This window comes from Paenibacillus cucumis (ex Kampfer et al. 2016) (assembly GCF_019748695.1).
Classification (GTDB): domain Bacteria; phylum Bacillota; class Bacilli; order Paenibacillales; family Paenibacillaceae; genus Paenibacillus; species Paenibacillus polysaccharolyticus.
In genome coordinates, this window is sequence record NZ_JACLIC010000048.1 from 1 (window position 1) to 15849 (window position 15849).

Below are 15849 nucleotides of genomic sequence, written 5' to 3' on the forward strand. Positions count from 1 at the left end.
CTCCAAATAATTTATAGTTATTTGGAGGTTTTTCTCTACACTTTTAAGTTATTTCTTGGATTAAACCTCGACAGTACATCCTTCTTTCGTTCCACAGAGACTTCGGTATAGATTTGTGTCGTGCTTACATTGGTATGTCCAAGAATCTCCTGTACCGATCGCAGATCTGCACCATTATTTAGCAAATGAGTAGCAAAACTATGGCGAAGATAATGCGGAGTTGAATTTTTACTTACTTTTGACATATCTCTAAATTTCGAAAAAATGTCCTCTATAGAATATATGGAGAGCCTATGGCCGTATTTATTAAGAAAAAGAGCGTCACTTTGAGGTTCGAAGTTCTCACGAACTTGGAGCCAGCTCTTAATCTTTTGAATAACCTCTTCACTTGAAATATATAAGAGTCGCTCCTTACGCCCTTTCCCAAAGATGAGCACGGTTCTCTCTTCAAGATCAATATGCTCAATATCTATACTAACCAATTCACCAATACGAATCCCGATGACGTATAACAACTCAATAATTGCGGCATTTCGCAGGTTTATCCTCTTTCGAAAAATGGTGTGTAATTGTTTCATATGCTCTTGAGGGGCATTTAACAATTTCTCAATCTCATTGACGGAAAGTGTCTTGGGAATGCGCCTTGCCGTTTTGAATTTCTTTCCATAACCATCAATGGGTGATTCCTTAAGATTTCCGTTCTGCACGAGATAATTGAAGAATGCTTTAAAACATATGTATTTCCTCTTAATCGTAGAGTCTTTAAGCGTCTGTTCACTCGTTAATTGTTCAAGGTATTTACGCAAATTATCTCTAGTTACTTCGTGTAATACATGTGAATCAAGCCAGATTACAAGTCTATTCAGATCAGATAAATATGCTCTGATGGATTTATGAGACAGATTGCGTTCTACACTCAAATAGATCTCATATTGTCGCAAATAATGGTTTAAATCAGTTGTGCTGAGTTTCATGATGCCTCCTGAAGTGCATGCCTTATGCTGCCAATAGTCCGACCTACATTATTACGCATTAGACTTTATTTGTGAAGATGTCTATAGACACATTGAATACGTATGCATCAAAGAAGCCGGATTTCTCCGGCGGCCCTACGCATTACCCATTTTACACTCTAATTCACCCGTATAGCTTACATAAGATTGCAGATCATATACCACATTGCTTAATACATACTTCCCCTGATTCACAAAAATTTCAATCAAGTTTGGCTCTACAAAAATGTTGAGTTCACAATTTCCCTGAAGCTCCGAGTCTGAAACTGAAGATCATATTGATCCAAGCCCCTAAACACCTCTGCCCGATCGGTATGCACTCTTCCGTCTTCCAGCCATATGCGATAACCGCCAATATCCAGAACCTGATGTTCCTGCAACACAACTTTCAATTGAAATGGCTTGGCATAATTAATCTGCTCGACAGGGATAGGGGTCTTAAAATGAGTCTCCACCTCAGGATGCACTCGGAAATATATCTGTTCGCCCTCGACCTCGATGACTCGTGGTAAGGCCATCATGCCAATCCACGGCTTCTCACCCGGATTCTCCACAGGTAGCGGCATTCGCATCCAGGCTATCATAACCCTGCGCCCTGCTGCATCCAGATTCGTCTGAGGCGCATACAAGTCCCCACCATAATCGACCATATTCAATTGATCCGGAATGATGATATCGCAGCTCTCTTCTTTGAAGGAAACCAGACTGCACATCGCGTGACTTGTATACAACGGTTCGCTTTGAATCCCTTCCGGGGACATCAGCAGTACAGTCTGCTGGGCTCCACTCGAATGATCCAACAAACTGAAAATATCCGGGCACTCCCACATATACCCCAGCCCTGACTTGGTATAGCTGTTCACATATGTCCACTGGAGCAGATCCTCACTTGAATAAAACAAATGCTTGCCCTGTCGATCTCTCGTCTTGGTGCCCAAAATCATATAATACCGATCCCGGGACTTCCACACTTTTGGATCACGTGTATGCGTGCGATCCCCCAGAACAGAATCGACGATCGGAGGTATGATCTGCTGCTTAGAGGTCAGGTTATCAAACGTATAGCCATCCTCCGAGATGATCACAGCCTGACTCGACTCGAATTGATCATCCACAATCACATGAATGTTCTCTTCATTGAGCACATCGTATTTGACAGCGGTATAAAATAAAAACATTTGGCCTTGCATTTCGAGTGCCGTTCCAGAGAAACAACCATTTTGGTCATACCCTTTGCTTGGATATAGGGCTATAGGATGGTGCGTCCATGTGACCAAATCCGGGCTGGTCGCATGACCCCAATGCATGGTGCCCCACTGCAGGCCATACGGGAAGTATTGATAGAATAAGTGGTACTCTCCTCGATAATAGATAAACCCGTTCGGGTCATTCATCCAGTTGCCAGGTGCTTTTACATGTAATTGATCCTGTTTCATCACGGCCTCCATCAACGATTTAAATACATTGGAGTCTCCAACATAGTATGTAACGCCAACATTATTAACTTTTTCAACAACAGATGTAAGCGTATCCCACAATTCATATCTATTCAAGTCAAATCAAGTCAAATCAAGTCAAGTCAAAAAAAGCCGCTGATCTCAGCGACTCCATTGTACCATTATTTATTTCTCTATAGTCTAAACATGAGTAGTATAAAAGCTTCTCTTCAATCTGTTCTAGATTATCTTTCGGAAAAGGTTCATAACCTCATCCTTGGACGGTTGATACGGATTACCTGGTGCACAAGCATCTTTCATTGCATTACTTGCAAGCAACTCCACATCCGGGTTCTGTACCCCAAGTTCGGACAGCTTTTCAGGAATCCCCACTTCTTTGGCCAGGTTCCGAATCGCAGTAATGACGTATGCTGCACATTCCTCATCGGTGCGCTCCTTTACATCCATCCCGATCGCCTTGGCGATATGACGGAATTTGTCTGGCACATGTTTGGCATTCATCTCTTCAACATAAGGAAGCAACATCGCGTTACACACACCATGCGGTAGATCATATACCCCGCCTAATTGATGTGCCATGGCATGAACATATCCGAGACCCGCATTGTTAAAAGCAATACCTCCCAGGAAACAGGCGTAAGTCATATACTCCCTTGCTTCCAGATCAGTCCCATCCTTCACTGCTCTTGGCAAATATTCAAAGATCAATTTGACCGCAGCAGCAGCCGTTGCACTTGTAACCGTAAATCCGCCTGGTGTAACCATTGCTTCAACCGCATGGGTTAACGCGTCCATACCCGTTGCAGCAGTCAGACTCGCAGGTTTACTCAGCATAAGTTCAGGATCATTTACCGACAGATCAACTAGACAGTTCCGGTCTACCATCACCATTTTCACTTTTCGCTCCTCATCTGTAATCACGTAGTTCATCGTTACCTCGCTTGATGTACCAGCTGTTGTATTCACAGCTACCAGCGGAACCGATTTGGTTCGGGATTGGTGCAGTCCTTCATATTGACGGATGTGTCCACCGTTTGCAGCAACGATTCCAATCGCTTTTGCAGCATCCTGCGGTGAACCTCCGCCTATCGATATAATGGCGTCACAGCCATGGTTCTGGAATACTATTAACCCTTCATGCACTTGCTCGCATGTTGGATTGGGCTGTACCTCATCATATACGACATAGTCTAACCCTGCTTTCCGCAGCGTAGACAGTACACGTTCGGCAATACCTGACGTAACCAGTTCCTGATCCGTAACGACCAGAGCCTTACGTATACCCATCTGTCCAATCATTGGAGCTGCATCCTGCAAACACCCTCTACCCATCAAATTCACGGGTGGGACATAATATGCATGCGTTGCCATCTGAACCAGCCTCCTGTAACCCTGATTTACTACCTTTATTGTAACTGAATCCGTTTCCAGCTATAGTGAAATAAATCACAATCAACTGATAAATGTTACATTGTCCCATACAGCTAACCGGATTTCATGGTTTCTTTGATCATAAAAAAAGACGACCTAGACACCATCTGTGTCCAAGTCGCCATATCGTTTGATTACTTTTTTGATTACAATGCCTTGTCGTTAACACCATCAAGCCAAGCTTCAATCTCACCAATGACGGATGATACACAGCCGTCTTCAAATGGTGATTTTAAACCAGCAAGCTCCACCAGACCTGTGAAGGACAGGCTACCACCAGCTTTGCACAATGTCAGATAATCAGCCCATGCTGATTTCATATCTTCATTACTGCGTTTCCAGAACTGGAACGCACAGATTTGTGCCAGCGTGTAGTCAATGTAATAGAATGGTGAAGAAAAAATATGACCTTGTTTATGCCAGAATCCGCCTTGCTCCAGATATGCGTTATCCTTGTAGTTGATATGCGGCAGATAAGTCTTCTCAATGTTACGCCAAGCCTGCTTGCGTTCTGCTGGTGTCGCATCCGGGTTCGCATAGACAAAATGCTGGAATTCATCCACAGATACACCATATGGAATAAACAACAGGGCTGAGGACAAATGATCGAACTTGTACTTGTCTGTATCTTCCTTGAAGAACAATTCCATCCACGGCCAAGTGAAAAACTCCATACTCATCGAATGAATCTCTGCGGATTCAAATGTAGGCCAGTTATATTCCGGCACAGCAAAGTTACGGCTCTCATACACCTGGAAAGCATGTCCAGCTTCATGGGTCAATACATCAATGTCACCCGACGTACCGTTGAAGTTGGAGAAAATGAACGGCACTTTGTAATCGTTCAGGAACGTGCAATATCCGCCGCCCTGTTTGCCTTTTTTGCTTACCAGATCCATCAATTCGTTGTCAGTCATCATCTGGAAGAACACATCGGTCTCTGGTGAAAGTTCTGCGTACATGCGTTTCCCGTTCTCTACGATCCAGTCTGGATCACCTTTGGGTGTTGGGTTGCCCGTTTTGAAACTGAAGCCCTGATCGTAAAAATAAAGCGTATCGACATCAATCCGGCTACGCTGACGCTCTCTGAGCTTGGTCGCAACAGGTACGATGTAGTCGCGGACTTGCGCGCGGAAATTAGCGACCATCTCCGCATTATAATCTGTACGGTTCATACGGTCATAACCAAGCTCCACATAGCTCGGATACCCCAGTTTTTTCGCAATCTGTGTACGTACCTTCACCAGTTCATCGTAAATGCGGTCAAATTCAGCTTCGTGCTCCGCCATAAATGTATACCGGGCTTCCGAAGCACGTTCACGCATCGAGCGATCCGTAGACAGCTCAAACGGATGAAGCTGAGGCAGCGTGCGCTCTTCACCTTCGAATAGAATTTTGGCAGAAGCAATCAGCTGATTGTATTCTGTAGAAAGTTTATTTTCCTTTTGAAGATCCTCAATGATCTCCGGGCTGAATGTTTTCAAAGCTTGCTCAGCGAGCTGAAACAGCTGGGGTCCCCACTTTTTCTCTAGTTCTGCACGGAACTTGGAGTTCACCAGCGCACGGTAAAAATCGGTAATGTATTCTTGGACAACAGGCTGACTATCATCCAGGAATTCATTCTCTGCCTTATAAAACTCATCATTGGTATCAATAGAATGACGGATATAGACCAGCTGTGCTTGCGTTTCAAAATCGTTACGCAAAGCATTGATCTTGTCCATGAATTCACTCTGCTCTTCCACTGTAGATGCCGCTTCGAATCCCTTCAGCAGTTCACCGAAAGAGGTCTTGATGTGTTCCAGATCGGGACGTGTATACGTGTATTCACTAAACTTCATTTATGTACACCCTTTCCTGTTTGGCAAATTTCGGGAAAAACCCGAGAAGCTATCCCTTATTATACAAAAGTGAAGCCTAAAAATCCCAACTTTACGAAAAATATTTGTCCATCGGTCAAATGCTTTTACAAAAATATCAAATAAGCCCGCCTCGCATCCGCGAAGCAAGCTTATAGGCTTGTCTTTTTTCAATTGTTCCTATGGATGGTTCCACAATTAATGTTTGTCTTCGTCAACAATCTTATAGAACCAGCCCATTCCAATCATACCCACAACCATAATCGCAGCTAGAATAATAATATAAGTCATGAATGTACCTCCCTTGCCCGTATATTCATCTCTATCTTAGTGTACACGCGGAATGGCCGTTTGAATTAACCGAACATTGACAAAAATACGAAATCTTTAATTTTAATCAACGATAAACATCACTTTTACTTTACTTTTTTAATCCTGCGCCATAGTAATCTCACCTTTTACCCCGTTTTATACATCTTGTTCGCATCTCCCGTCGTTCCGTTGTATACTATACTTCTGATTGGATAGATATGGACATTACCACACTAGACCTACGCAGAAAGGCAGGCTTCACATGTCAACTCGCATTTCTATACGTCAATTATCGCTTTCTATTATGTTTGCCCTCATGCTTATCATGTTGTCCGCCTGTGCAGATGGAGAAGCCCATGTAACTGTGAATACAGATGGAACGGCCGATCTGGATCTGAATCTAAGTGTGTCGGACTCGGCCCTTGGCAAAATTGGACAAGACAATCTAATGCCCTTGCTAGCTGAAGCCTTGGAACGGAATAATTTTAAAACAGAAGTGACCAAACAGGCGGACCAGAACGTGTTGAAAGCAACGACTCATTATGAAAAAAGCAACATGACCGGATTCGATTCCTCGAAGCTACCGCCAGGAATTCATATCGAACAATCCAAGACACCAGGCTTTTTCACATCCCAATTGCATATCCTTGCCGAAGCTGACCTTATGGAATCCATGCCCGATGGGGATATTAAAGATAGGATCAATAGCGTTCCGGGTTTTCTCAAACGGCTTTTGTTAAAAGATGTGAATTTTGACTTCAAACTCTCTCTGCCGATTAAAGCCCAGAATTCCAATGCTGACCTGGTAGAAGATGGCGGTAAAACGCTAATCTGGAACGTTTCTCCTTTGCAAAAGAATAAGCTGGATTTGACAGTACAGATTCCGAATATTCGGAATATCCTGTTAGTTGCCATCGCAGGCCTTGTGTTGGTCCTGGCCTTGCTCATCTGGTTCTTCATACGGCGCAGACGGACAAGACGACGGCGAAATTCGATTGCAGATCTAAAAAATTCATGACCCCTTCCGGGCAATGAGATTTGTGACTTGCCAAACGGTGTTATGGATAGTAGAATACATCCGTACTGTGAGAACGGTTAACGATGATTAAAGCAAAAACTAAAGAGGTGAACAAGTTTCATGAATATCCGGGAATGCGCCCTGCCTGGTATCGGGGTGAAGTACCAGTTTCATACAAAAGGTGGTAATCAGTTAGTTATCATCAAACACGAAGATGGACGCCGTGAGTTATTTTCGGTAAATCCGCAAGATAATGAAGAGCTTACGCTGATTGCAGAATTGGAAGATGATGAATGTGTAACACTCTCAGGATTAATCGGAGGATGGTCCTGAGTACGAGCTTCCTAGCAGTTTAGTAACTTCAGCACACTTAAGCGCACAAAAAAACAGCAAATTTCACCTCAAAAAACCTGTACTCCATTGGAGTTACAGGTTTTTTGAGTTAATCATTCCAATTCCTTTGGTGGGATTGAATATAAGGTACCCATGTGTTCAGCACTCGGATAATTTCTGCAGAGTGGAAAGGTTTGCTTATGAAGTCTTGCATTCCGCATTGCAAACAAGCTTCACGATCTCGCTCCCCTGCAAAGGCTGTTATCGCAGCGATCACAGGGATTTCCGGATGCATTTTCCTAATCTCACAAGTCGCTTCAATCCCATCCATCACAGGCATTTGGATATCCATGAAAATCAGATCATAAGGGGTAGTTGCAAGCAAATGTATAGCTTGTTCTCCATTCTCCACAACATCGCACACCCCGCCAAATTTGCGAAGCATTTCCTCCAGAAGATGGCTATTCACAGCCTGATCCTCGGCAATCAAAATCCGAATGCCTCGTGCAAGGCGGTTACGCTCTGGCAATTCTACCGTGACAGCAACCTCACCTTCTTCTGACACCATTTCCTCCTCTGTCCACTTGTCCAGCATAATAGTAAACTGGAATTCCGCTCCCTGCCCAATCTCACTTTGAACTCCAATGGCTCCGCCCATCAGCTCCACTAATTTCTTGCTAATGGCAAGTCCCAGCCCCGTTCCTCCAAATTTCCGATTAATCGCTGGGTCCAACTGGGAGAAGGATTGAAATAATTGATGCTGTTTATCAAATGCAATACCAATGCCTGTATCTTTAACTTTAAACGAAAGCATCAGCTGATCTGGACCATATGCTTGCGAAGAATCCATCTCCGCAACGATCGTGACGCTTCCTTTTTCAGTAAATTTAACAGCATTACCCACCAAATTAATCAGAATTTGACGAATTCTTGTCTCATCTCCGCATACACGTTCCGGAATGTGATCCGATATTTCACTGTACAGCTCAATATTCTTCTCAGAGGCTTTAATGGAGAACAGCTCTATTACACTGCCTAACATGTCCCGAATATCTACTGGCCCCTGTTCCAGATCCATTTTGCCTGCTTCGATTTTACTGAAATCCAGTATTTCATTCAAAATATAGAGTAGCGACTCCCCGCTATCAATCATGATCTCGGCAAATCCCTGTTGCTCCTCATTCAGCTCCGTTTCCATCAAAAGATGTGCCATTCCCATAATCCCGTTTAGCGGTGTACGGAGCTCGTGGCTCATAATGGCAAGAAACTCGGATTTTGCACGATCCGCATGCTCTGCTGCTTCCTTGGCACGAATGATTTCTTTTACCGAAGTCATATCACGGAAGACCAGCACAGCACCACGTGTTTTCCCTTGATCCATAATCGGCTTCAGTTGGAACTCTGCAAGAAAACTCGATCCGTCCTGACGCCAAAATACGGATTCTGTACGAGGCAAGGCCCTACCTTCACGCACAGCCCGCAAAATAGGTGTGCCGTTCGTCGGATATGGAATGCCCTCGCTCTGCATCTGTATCATCATTTTTTCCAAAGGTTTACCGTTCATCTCACTCGGACAGATATTCATCATCTCCGCCGCTGCAGGATTGGCAAAATTCACGTTTCCATCCAGATCCAGCCCAATCACACCTTCGGACATTCCATTCAAGATCAGTGCTCTTTCATAACTTAAATTTTCAATCTCTTCGACGTAACGTTTGGCTGCTGTAACATCACTCGTAATGCCATAGACACCAACCACTTTATCTTCTAATAAAATAGGAACGTTGATCACACTTGTCTCGATTCGTTGTCCATCCTTATGAATCAGACCAATCTCATAACGCTGCGCTACACCCTTGACCGATTTTTCAAAATGATAACGCGTCTTCTCCAAGTCGACCGGATCAATCAGATGATCAAAAGGTCGGCTTAACAGTTCTTCTTTGCTATGCCCTGTTAATTGCTCCTGCCCAACATTCGCTTTCAGCAAGTTCCCGTCCAGATCCAGAGATGCCACACCAAGCGGATTACAATCAAACAACGACTTGTACTCCTGCAAATTCAATTGTTGCTGTTTGCTTTCTGTAATATCACGTGTGACTGCAACCATCTCTTGCAAATTTCCCGACTCGTCACAAACATAATGAGTCAGCGTATCCGCCCATACAAGGGAACCATCTTTGTGCACTAGACGATAACTAATCCGCTCTGGAGTGAGCCCGATCATCTGACGGCGGATATAAGCCTTTACAGCCGGGATATCGTCCTGATGAATACAGAACATTCCTGAGCGTCCGATCATTTCTTCAGGCTCGTAACCGAGCATTTTTCTGCTGGCATGTGATACATATTTGAACGTGCGCTCGGCATCCGCTTCGTGAATTGCAATCAGATCCATGGATGATTCAGCCAGGATGCGCGAAATACGACTACTTTCTTCTAGTTGTTGACGCTGATTAAGAAGCGTTTCTTCCGCCTCTTTTTGCTTCGTAATGTCTGCAGCTTGTACTAGTAAATATAATGGCTCTCCGCTTACCTCGTCCCGGACAATGCAAGCTCTGATTGTTGCCCACAGCAACGTGCCGTTTTTTCGTTTCAGGCGCACCTCTGTTTCATACATCGGCTGTTCACCGTTGGTCATTTCCCAGAAATTACGGCGAAACTCTTCGTACCTGAGGTCCTCTTCATAAATCATATGTACAACGGAAGTATGCAACAGTTCTTCCTCCGTTGATCCAAGCATCTCGCAAAAAGCTGGATTTAACTGCACCCACAGTCCATTAACATGAGAAGCGACAGCAATGCCGATTGGCGCGTGTGTGTATAATTGTTCGAACAGAGACCGGCTCTGTGTGATGGAGTTCGACACTACGTATCCTCCCTTACCGAGATTGTAAATGTTATTCGTATGAACAGATCGACCTGAACATAACTATATCTTATAGAGTAGTACCCCAAATGCCACGATAGTTAAACGAAACAAAAGCAAAAAAACATGGCAACAATCGACACGTTAAGATCTTCAGCTTTTCAGCACACCCAGGTCATGAAAGAACGGAGGTTATTGCCACATGATTATTGTTGCGAATCAACCGATTCAACTGTCGCCATCCGAATGGTCTGCATTTGAATGGTACTGGTTACAGCAGCTGCAAAACCGCCCCATAAGGTATGTGTATCAATCCATGGATCATCTCCATTTTGAATGGAACTTAAGAGAATCCCTTGTTGATGCAGCCGAAGGGTTGAACCGAAGCGGTGTCAGCTTTGCCTCATTCGAAGACTCCAGGTGTAACCCTGCCTTTTGGAATCGAAATGCACAGGGTGGATTCGAGCTAAGGCCAGATGTAACACCTGCAGAAGGCATCCGAGATATATGGAGAAACGGACGCTTATATGCGTTCGAGTGTGCAACCGCTACCGTTATTGTACTCTATGGAGGCGTACTTGGAAGCATCCGTGAGGATGCCTTTAATTCATTATTCCGTAATCTGTTGCTGTTTGACTGGCATTACGACAGTGATCTGCGTTTGACAGAAAAGAATGGCAAGGAACTCGCTCTACCTGGAGATGTGCTTTATTTCAAAAATCCAGACGTGTCACCCAAAACCCCTGAATGGCAGGGTGAAAACACCATTATGTTGAGGGAAAACTGGTACTACGGACATGGTATTGGCATTGCAAGCGGTCAGGAAATTATTCGAACCTTAAATCATTTTCGTTTTCCCGGCAGCATGACCTCGGCCTATTTAATGGATATGGTCATATATCCAGACTTCCTTTATTTATCCCGCTATGCCAAAAATGCCATCGGCAACAACCCGGACATAACCACACCCGTATTACCTGGACAAATGTATGTTCGAGTAGGCGGCAGCCGCTATTTGCGTACTTGAATGTCCGATCATGAGATCAGTTACGCGTCATTAATAGAATAACCCATATATTGCAAAAAGCCCAATCACAAGCAGCCATGGCGCTGACTTGATATTGGGCTCCTTGCAATATGTTATCAGTTCGGTGGATCAAGCTGAACCACAACTTGCTTGCCGCTAACCTGAACTCCTGTCGTTTTAGTGCCGTGTTCTTTCAACGCTTTGCACAGTTCTTCTGCCCAGGCTTTGCCTGACTCTCCCTCTTTGGCTCCATGCACTTGGATGACCAATTTCACGGAGTCACCTTTTTTCAGAATACGCTCTGCTTGTGACTGCTTCACATCCCGGTCATGATCCTCCATTTGCAGATGCAGGCGAATTTCCTTTACTTTGCGTTTATCCGGAGATTTGCCTGCCTTTTTCTTCGCCTGCTGTGCTTCTTCACGGGCAGCGTCCGCACCAATCAGTTTACACGGAGGTGGGCTGGTCATCAGGGACAAACACACCAAGTCTACCTTATGCTGTTTGGCCAGTGCCAGTGCTTCCCGTGTTGACATGACGCCCAGGTCTTCTCCATTCAGACCGGTGAGTTGCACTTCGTTAGCTTTGATCTTTTCATTTTTAATGATCTGAGCCATGCATCTTCCTCCTTGACATGAAAAGCCTGTCCTGATCACTGAAGATCAGAGCAGGCTTAAATATTAGACTACATTTCGTGTGCTGTTATAAACGTTACCTACATTGCATACGTTGCGTTAAGATTAACATCCTGTCATTACGATGACTTTTTCTCGTAATATCGTGGCGTGTCCCCCGAATTACAACGAGTTAAATGCTTCTGTCAGAACAGGTACGATCTGCGATTTGCGAGATACAACACCTTTGAGCAATGCTTTGTGGTCTGTCAGCGTTACATTGTATGCTTTTTCAACCGCTTGAGTAGATGCACCATAAGCCAGTCCAACGGAGTCATTGTTCAAGATATCCGTCACAACAAACAAGAACAGGTCAAGTCCTTTGCTGGAGATAATCGCTTCGATCGCCGCTTCAAGCTCTGGCTGTTTTACCAGTACATCGTTAACGTCAACCGCATTCACTTGGGCGATTTCCACTTTCGCTGTACCCATAGCGAATTCTTTCGCATCCAGAGAGATCAGCTCAGCAATTGTTTTCTGACTCAAGTCTGCGCCAGCTTTCAGCATGTCCAGACCATAGCTATCTGCATCTACACCGGCAATAGCAGCCAGCTCACGTGCTGCAGCTACGTCTTGCTCTGTGCAAGTTGGAGATTTGAACAACAAGGAATCCGAGATAATCGCGGACAACATCAGACCCGCGATCGGCGCGCTGATTTCGATGCCGTTCTCTTTGTACATTTTGTTCAAAATCGTTGCAGTACAGCCTACAGGCTCCGCACGGAAATACAAAGGCTGACTTGTCTCAAAATTGGCAATACGGTGATGGTCAATGACTTCAACAACGGTTACATCTTCAATATCGCTTACACTTTGCTGACGCTCATTGTGATCCACCAGAATGACTTTATTCACTTCGTTAGCCGCTGTTTTGATCATACGCGGTGCTTCAACTTTGAATTGATCCAGTGCGAACTGCGTTTCGCCATTCACTTCGCCCAGGCGCACGGCTTCAACTTCCTGTCCCAATTTGCTTTTCAGGTCTGCATACGCGATTGCTGAGCAGATCGTGTCTGTATCCGGGTTTTTGTGGCCGAAAATTAGTACTTTTTCCATATCATAGCCCTCCGTCAATTCGAGTTTAAGTTAATCTTATCCTTATTTGAATCATACCTTACTGATTATAGCGCTTATACGTCTTAATTCCAATCCCTTTACAGCGAATTAATGAGAGATTACACAAAGGCCAGTTTCGCAAGTGGAGAACGCCGGGAATCAAGAAGAAGCTATTGGCTTATTATCATCAAAAGGTATCCACGTCTGTTCTAATTTGCAGGTGTATTCGCTACATTTGTAATCAGATGTCCGTCCAGCTTGTCACCTTTACACAGGGCTTGCACGAGCTCCCGGCCTGATTCCGGGGTCATTTTACCGTACCAGTCCCCTTGAGGATACACAATCGTTACACATCCATCATCACAGCGGCCATTACATTTGGTACGTGTTGTATGAATGAATCCTCCGGCCTGTTGTTTCGCAATTTCGTCCCGCACCGCCTGAGTGACTTCTTCCCCTTCATTACGCATGCATGTTCCGCCGTTACAGAGTAAAATATGGTGTTGCAGTTGATCCAGATTATAGATAGCCAAACTCGCTTCATTCCTCTCACATCAATAGGATATGTATCTTTTTATGATTGCACAGTATAACATTACAACTCTATAAATTAGCACATCTATCCAGGTTTGTGCAACGATAACGATATTCTACAGCTCAGGATCGAACGTATTCAATCCTTTTTTCACAAAGAATGTCTGCAAACGACCTGCTTCGTTAATCTCCAGCAAATTCAATTGTGCACCATAAGCACATCCACCGTCTATACCGATCTTGTCTCCGCGCGGGTCCATCCAGATTCCAGGCTCATCCTGCAAATATTGCACAGGGGTATGTCCAAACACAACAATCTCCTTAAGTGCTGTAGGTCTGCTGTAAAAAGGTTCGCGAATCCAGAGAAAATCCCGTTCGGACTGGTTTCTCCAGTCGGCTACATCCGGGTTAATGCCCGCGTGTACGAAAATGTATCCCGGAATTTCATACGACAACGAAAGCTCGTCCAGAAAATGCAGATGATGCTCATAATGAGAGCGCATCCATTGTTTATCCTGAGCATACGCCTGCCAGTCCATCTGATCACCATCATACGAAACGGGTAGATAACTCGCCAGCGTCTGTAATCCGCCATTGCGAATCCAGTGTAAATCGTACTCTTCGACATCATGGGTCAGAGCCTTCACCATCATGGCATCATGATTTCCCTTGAGAATAACGATTTGGTTCTCTTGTCTTAGCTTCATAATCTGCTCAATGATCTGTTTGCTATTAGGGCCTCGATCTACATAATCCCCCAGCAAAATCAACTCATCCTGCGACGGGTCGTAATGAACCTGTTCCAACAGTGCATTGAATTCATCATAACAACCGTGAATGTCACTGATGACACATCTGCGCAAGTGAATCTCCTCTCTTTCCGGTTGAGCCCAAAATGCAAACCGGAACCTTGTCTGCCTGTTGCATCAACAACTGCAGCCAAGTCAGCAAGGTTCCCGTCTTATCCAAACTTATATTCCCGATCCTATAGGTATAATCCTGCTTTAGTTCTGATTCAGACCGAAAGCTTCTGCAATCAGACGGAAAGAACGCAGACGTGCTTTGAACGAATGGATGGCAGACGCAATAATCACTTCATCGGCTTCGTGACGTTCAGCCATCGCAATAATTTTGTCCTTCACCTGATCCGGCGTGCCAATGATGGAGAATGAGCGGCGCTGACGAATCTGTTCGAGCTCCACCGCTGTATATGGGTAGTTATTCACTGTTTCAAGAGAAGGGAAGGACTTCTGTTCCAGTCCGCGTCCAAGTCGCAGGAAAAATAATTCATTGCTGCGAGCCAGTTCAGCGGCTTCTTCTTCTGTATCCGCACAGAAAGCGGAGACCGCAATCATGGAGTGAGGTTTGTCGCCTAGAATGGACGGTTTGAAGTGGCGACGATAATGTTTCATCGCTTCCTCTCCGCCTGGTGTTCCAAAGAACTGGGCAAATGCATAGGCAGTCCCTTGCGCCGCGGCAATCCTTGCTCCTTCCGAGCTGGACCCCAAGAGCCATACTTCGGGTACCGTTGGAACGGAAGGTCCGGCTACAAGGGAAGCAAAACGATGATCTTCAGGCAACTGCTCGTGGAAGTAACCACCAAGATCCGAAATCTGTTGCGGGAAAAACTGTACATTCGATGATTTGCCCTCATTCAATGCCCTACTAGCAATAGGCATACCTCCTGGTGCACGCCCAATGCCAAGGTCGATACGTCCAGGGTGCAAAGCTTCAAGCAAACGGAAGTTTTCCGCCACTTTATACGCGCTGTAATGCGGCAGCATAACGCCTCCTGATCCTACTCGAATACGCTCCGTATGGGCAGCCACATGGCCAATCATGATTTCCGGGCTTGAAAAGGACAACGCACCTCCGCCGTGATGCTCGGACATCCAAAATCGGGAATAACCTAGTTGTTCAGCATGTTGCGCTAACGTTACAGCTTCCTGCAAGGCATCATGTACATAGCGACCCTCACTAATGTGTCCATGCTCCAGTACACTCAATTTCATATATATTCATTCCTCTCGTCAGTGAAGTGATAGAATAAAGGTGCTTTCCTTCTTGCTTACTTGTCCATTGTAACATTAAAAATTACAGTTTCAAACTTTACATTACTTTACTCTTCATTTTCCCCCTGACATGTCGAAAAGAAAATAAAAAAACACAGCCAGTTTTTAGCTGGCTGCGTTATAGGACATTATCTCGGCCTACTTTATTTATCTACCTTACTTGTCTGGCCTGTTTATTCACCTTACTAATATGA

Annotated in this window: 14 protein-coding genes; 3 read left to right on the forward strand and 11 right to left on the reverse strand. The window is 44.7% G+C overall.

Annotated features, from left to right (window positions below; all coding sequences use genetic code 11):
* Positions 1-35: 35 nt before the first annotated feature.
* The 5 genes from H7T88_RS26015 to H7T88_RS26035 all read right to left on the reverse strand — a co-directional run bounded on the left by H7T88_RS26015 (position 36) and on the right by H7T88_RS26035 (position 5742).
* A complete protein-coding gene (locus H7T88_RS26015; RefSeq protein ID WP_090920680.1) occupies positions 36-974 on the reverse strand; it encodes a tyrosine-type recombinase/integrase in 939 nt (312 codons plus the stop codon).
* A 135-nt stretch (positions 975-1109) separates the two neighbouring features.
* Positions 1110-1223, reverse strand: a complete 114-nt coding sequence (locus tag H7T88_RS29220) for a hypothetical protein (protein ID WP_221791203.1) — start codon at positions 1221-1223, stop codon at positions 1110-1112.
* 8 nt (positions 1224-1231) lie between these two features.
* Positions 1232-2566: a glycoside hydrolase family 32 protein gene (locus tag H7T88_RS26025; protein WP_221791205.1), complete on the reverse strand. Its 1335-nt coding sequence runs from the start codon at positions 2564-2566 to the stop codon at positions 1232-1234.
* Between the two features lie 123 nt (positions 2567-2689).
* Positions 2690-3841: an iron-containing alcohol dehydrogenase gene (locus H7T88_RS26030; protein ID WP_090920686.1), complete on the reverse strand. Its 1152-nt coding sequence runs from the start codon at positions 3839-3841 to the stop codon at positions 2690-2692.
* Positions 3842-4047: 206 nt separating this feature from the next.
* On the reverse strand, positions 4048-5742 hold the full coding sequence (locus tag H7T88_RS26035; protein ID WP_221791207.1) for a M3 family oligoendopeptidase: 1695 nt from the start codon (positions 5740-5742) through the stop codon (positions 4048-4050).
* Positions 5743-6334: 592 nt separating this feature from the next.
* Here H7T88_RS26035 and H7T88_RS26040 point away from each other — a divergent pair.
* Complete coding sequence (locus tag H7T88_RS26040; RefSeq protein ID WP_221791209.1) at positions 6335-7090, forward strand: hypothetical protein; 756 nt, start codon at positions 6335-6337, stop codon at positions 7088-7090.
* Positions 7091-7210: 120 nt separating this feature from the next.
* Entirely contained in the window at positions 7211-7423 is a 213-nt protein-coding gene (locus H7T88_RS26045) for a cation:proton antiporter regulatory subunit (protein WP_090920691.1), read from the forward strand.
* 109 nt (positions 7424-7532) lie between these two features.
* Here H7T88_RS26045 and H7T88_RS26050 read toward each other — a convergent pair whose 3' ends face one another.
* A complete protein-coding gene (locus H7T88_RS26050; protein ID WP_221791211.1) occupies positions 7533-10292 on the reverse strand; it encodes a PAS domain-containing hybrid sensor histidine kinase/response regulator in 2760 nt (919 codons plus the stop codon).
* 202 nt (positions 10293-10494) lie between these two features.
* Here H7T88_RS26050 and tgl point away from each other — a divergent pair, with 202 nt between their 5' ends.
* On the forward strand, positions 10495-11319 hold the full coding sequence (gene tgl / locus H7T88_RS26055; protein ID WP_221791213.1) for a spore coat transglutaminase TGL: 825 nt from the start codon (positions 10495-10497) through the stop codon (positions 11317-11319).
* Positions 11320-11435: 116 nt separating this feature from the next.
* Here the strand turns inward: tgl and infC are convergent, their stop codons facing one another.
* From infC to H7T88_RS26080, 5 genes are all read right to left on the reverse strand, one after another.
* Positions 11436-11927: a translation initiation factor IF-3 gene (gene infC / locus H7T88_RS26060; RefSeq protein WP_154959012.1), complete on the reverse strand. Its 492-nt coding sequence runs from the start codon at positions 11925-11927 to the stop codon at positions 11436-11438.
* A gap of 189 nt (positions 11928-12116) precedes the next feature.
* Positions 12117-13049, reverse strand: a complete 933-nt coding sequence (locus H7T88_RS26065; RefSeq protein WP_154886198.1) for a manganese-dependent inorganic pyrophosphatase — start codon at positions 13047-13049, stop codon at positions 12117-12119.
* A 209-nt stretch (positions 13050-13258) separates the two neighbouring features.
* The gene (locus tag H7T88_RS26070) at positions 13259-13582 is read right to left on the reverse strand and encodes a (2Fe-2S) ferredoxin domain-containing protein (protein WP_154886199.1); all 324 of its coding nucleotides are present in this window, start codon (positions 13580-13582) and stop codon (positions 13259-13261) included.
* 117 nt (positions 13583-13699) lie between these two features.
* Entirely contained in the window at positions 13700-14446 is a 747-nt protein-coding gene (locus tag H7T88_RS26075) for a metallophosphoesterase family protein (protein WP_221791215.1), read from the reverse strand.
* A 141-nt stretch (positions 14447-14587) separates the two neighbouring features.
* Positions 14588-15595, reverse strand: a complete 1008-nt coding sequence (locus H7T88_RS26080; RefSeq protein WP_221791217.1) for an LLM class flavin-dependent oxidoreductase — start codon at positions 15593-15595, stop codon at positions 14588-14590.
* Positions 15596-15849: the final 254 nt, after the last annotated feature.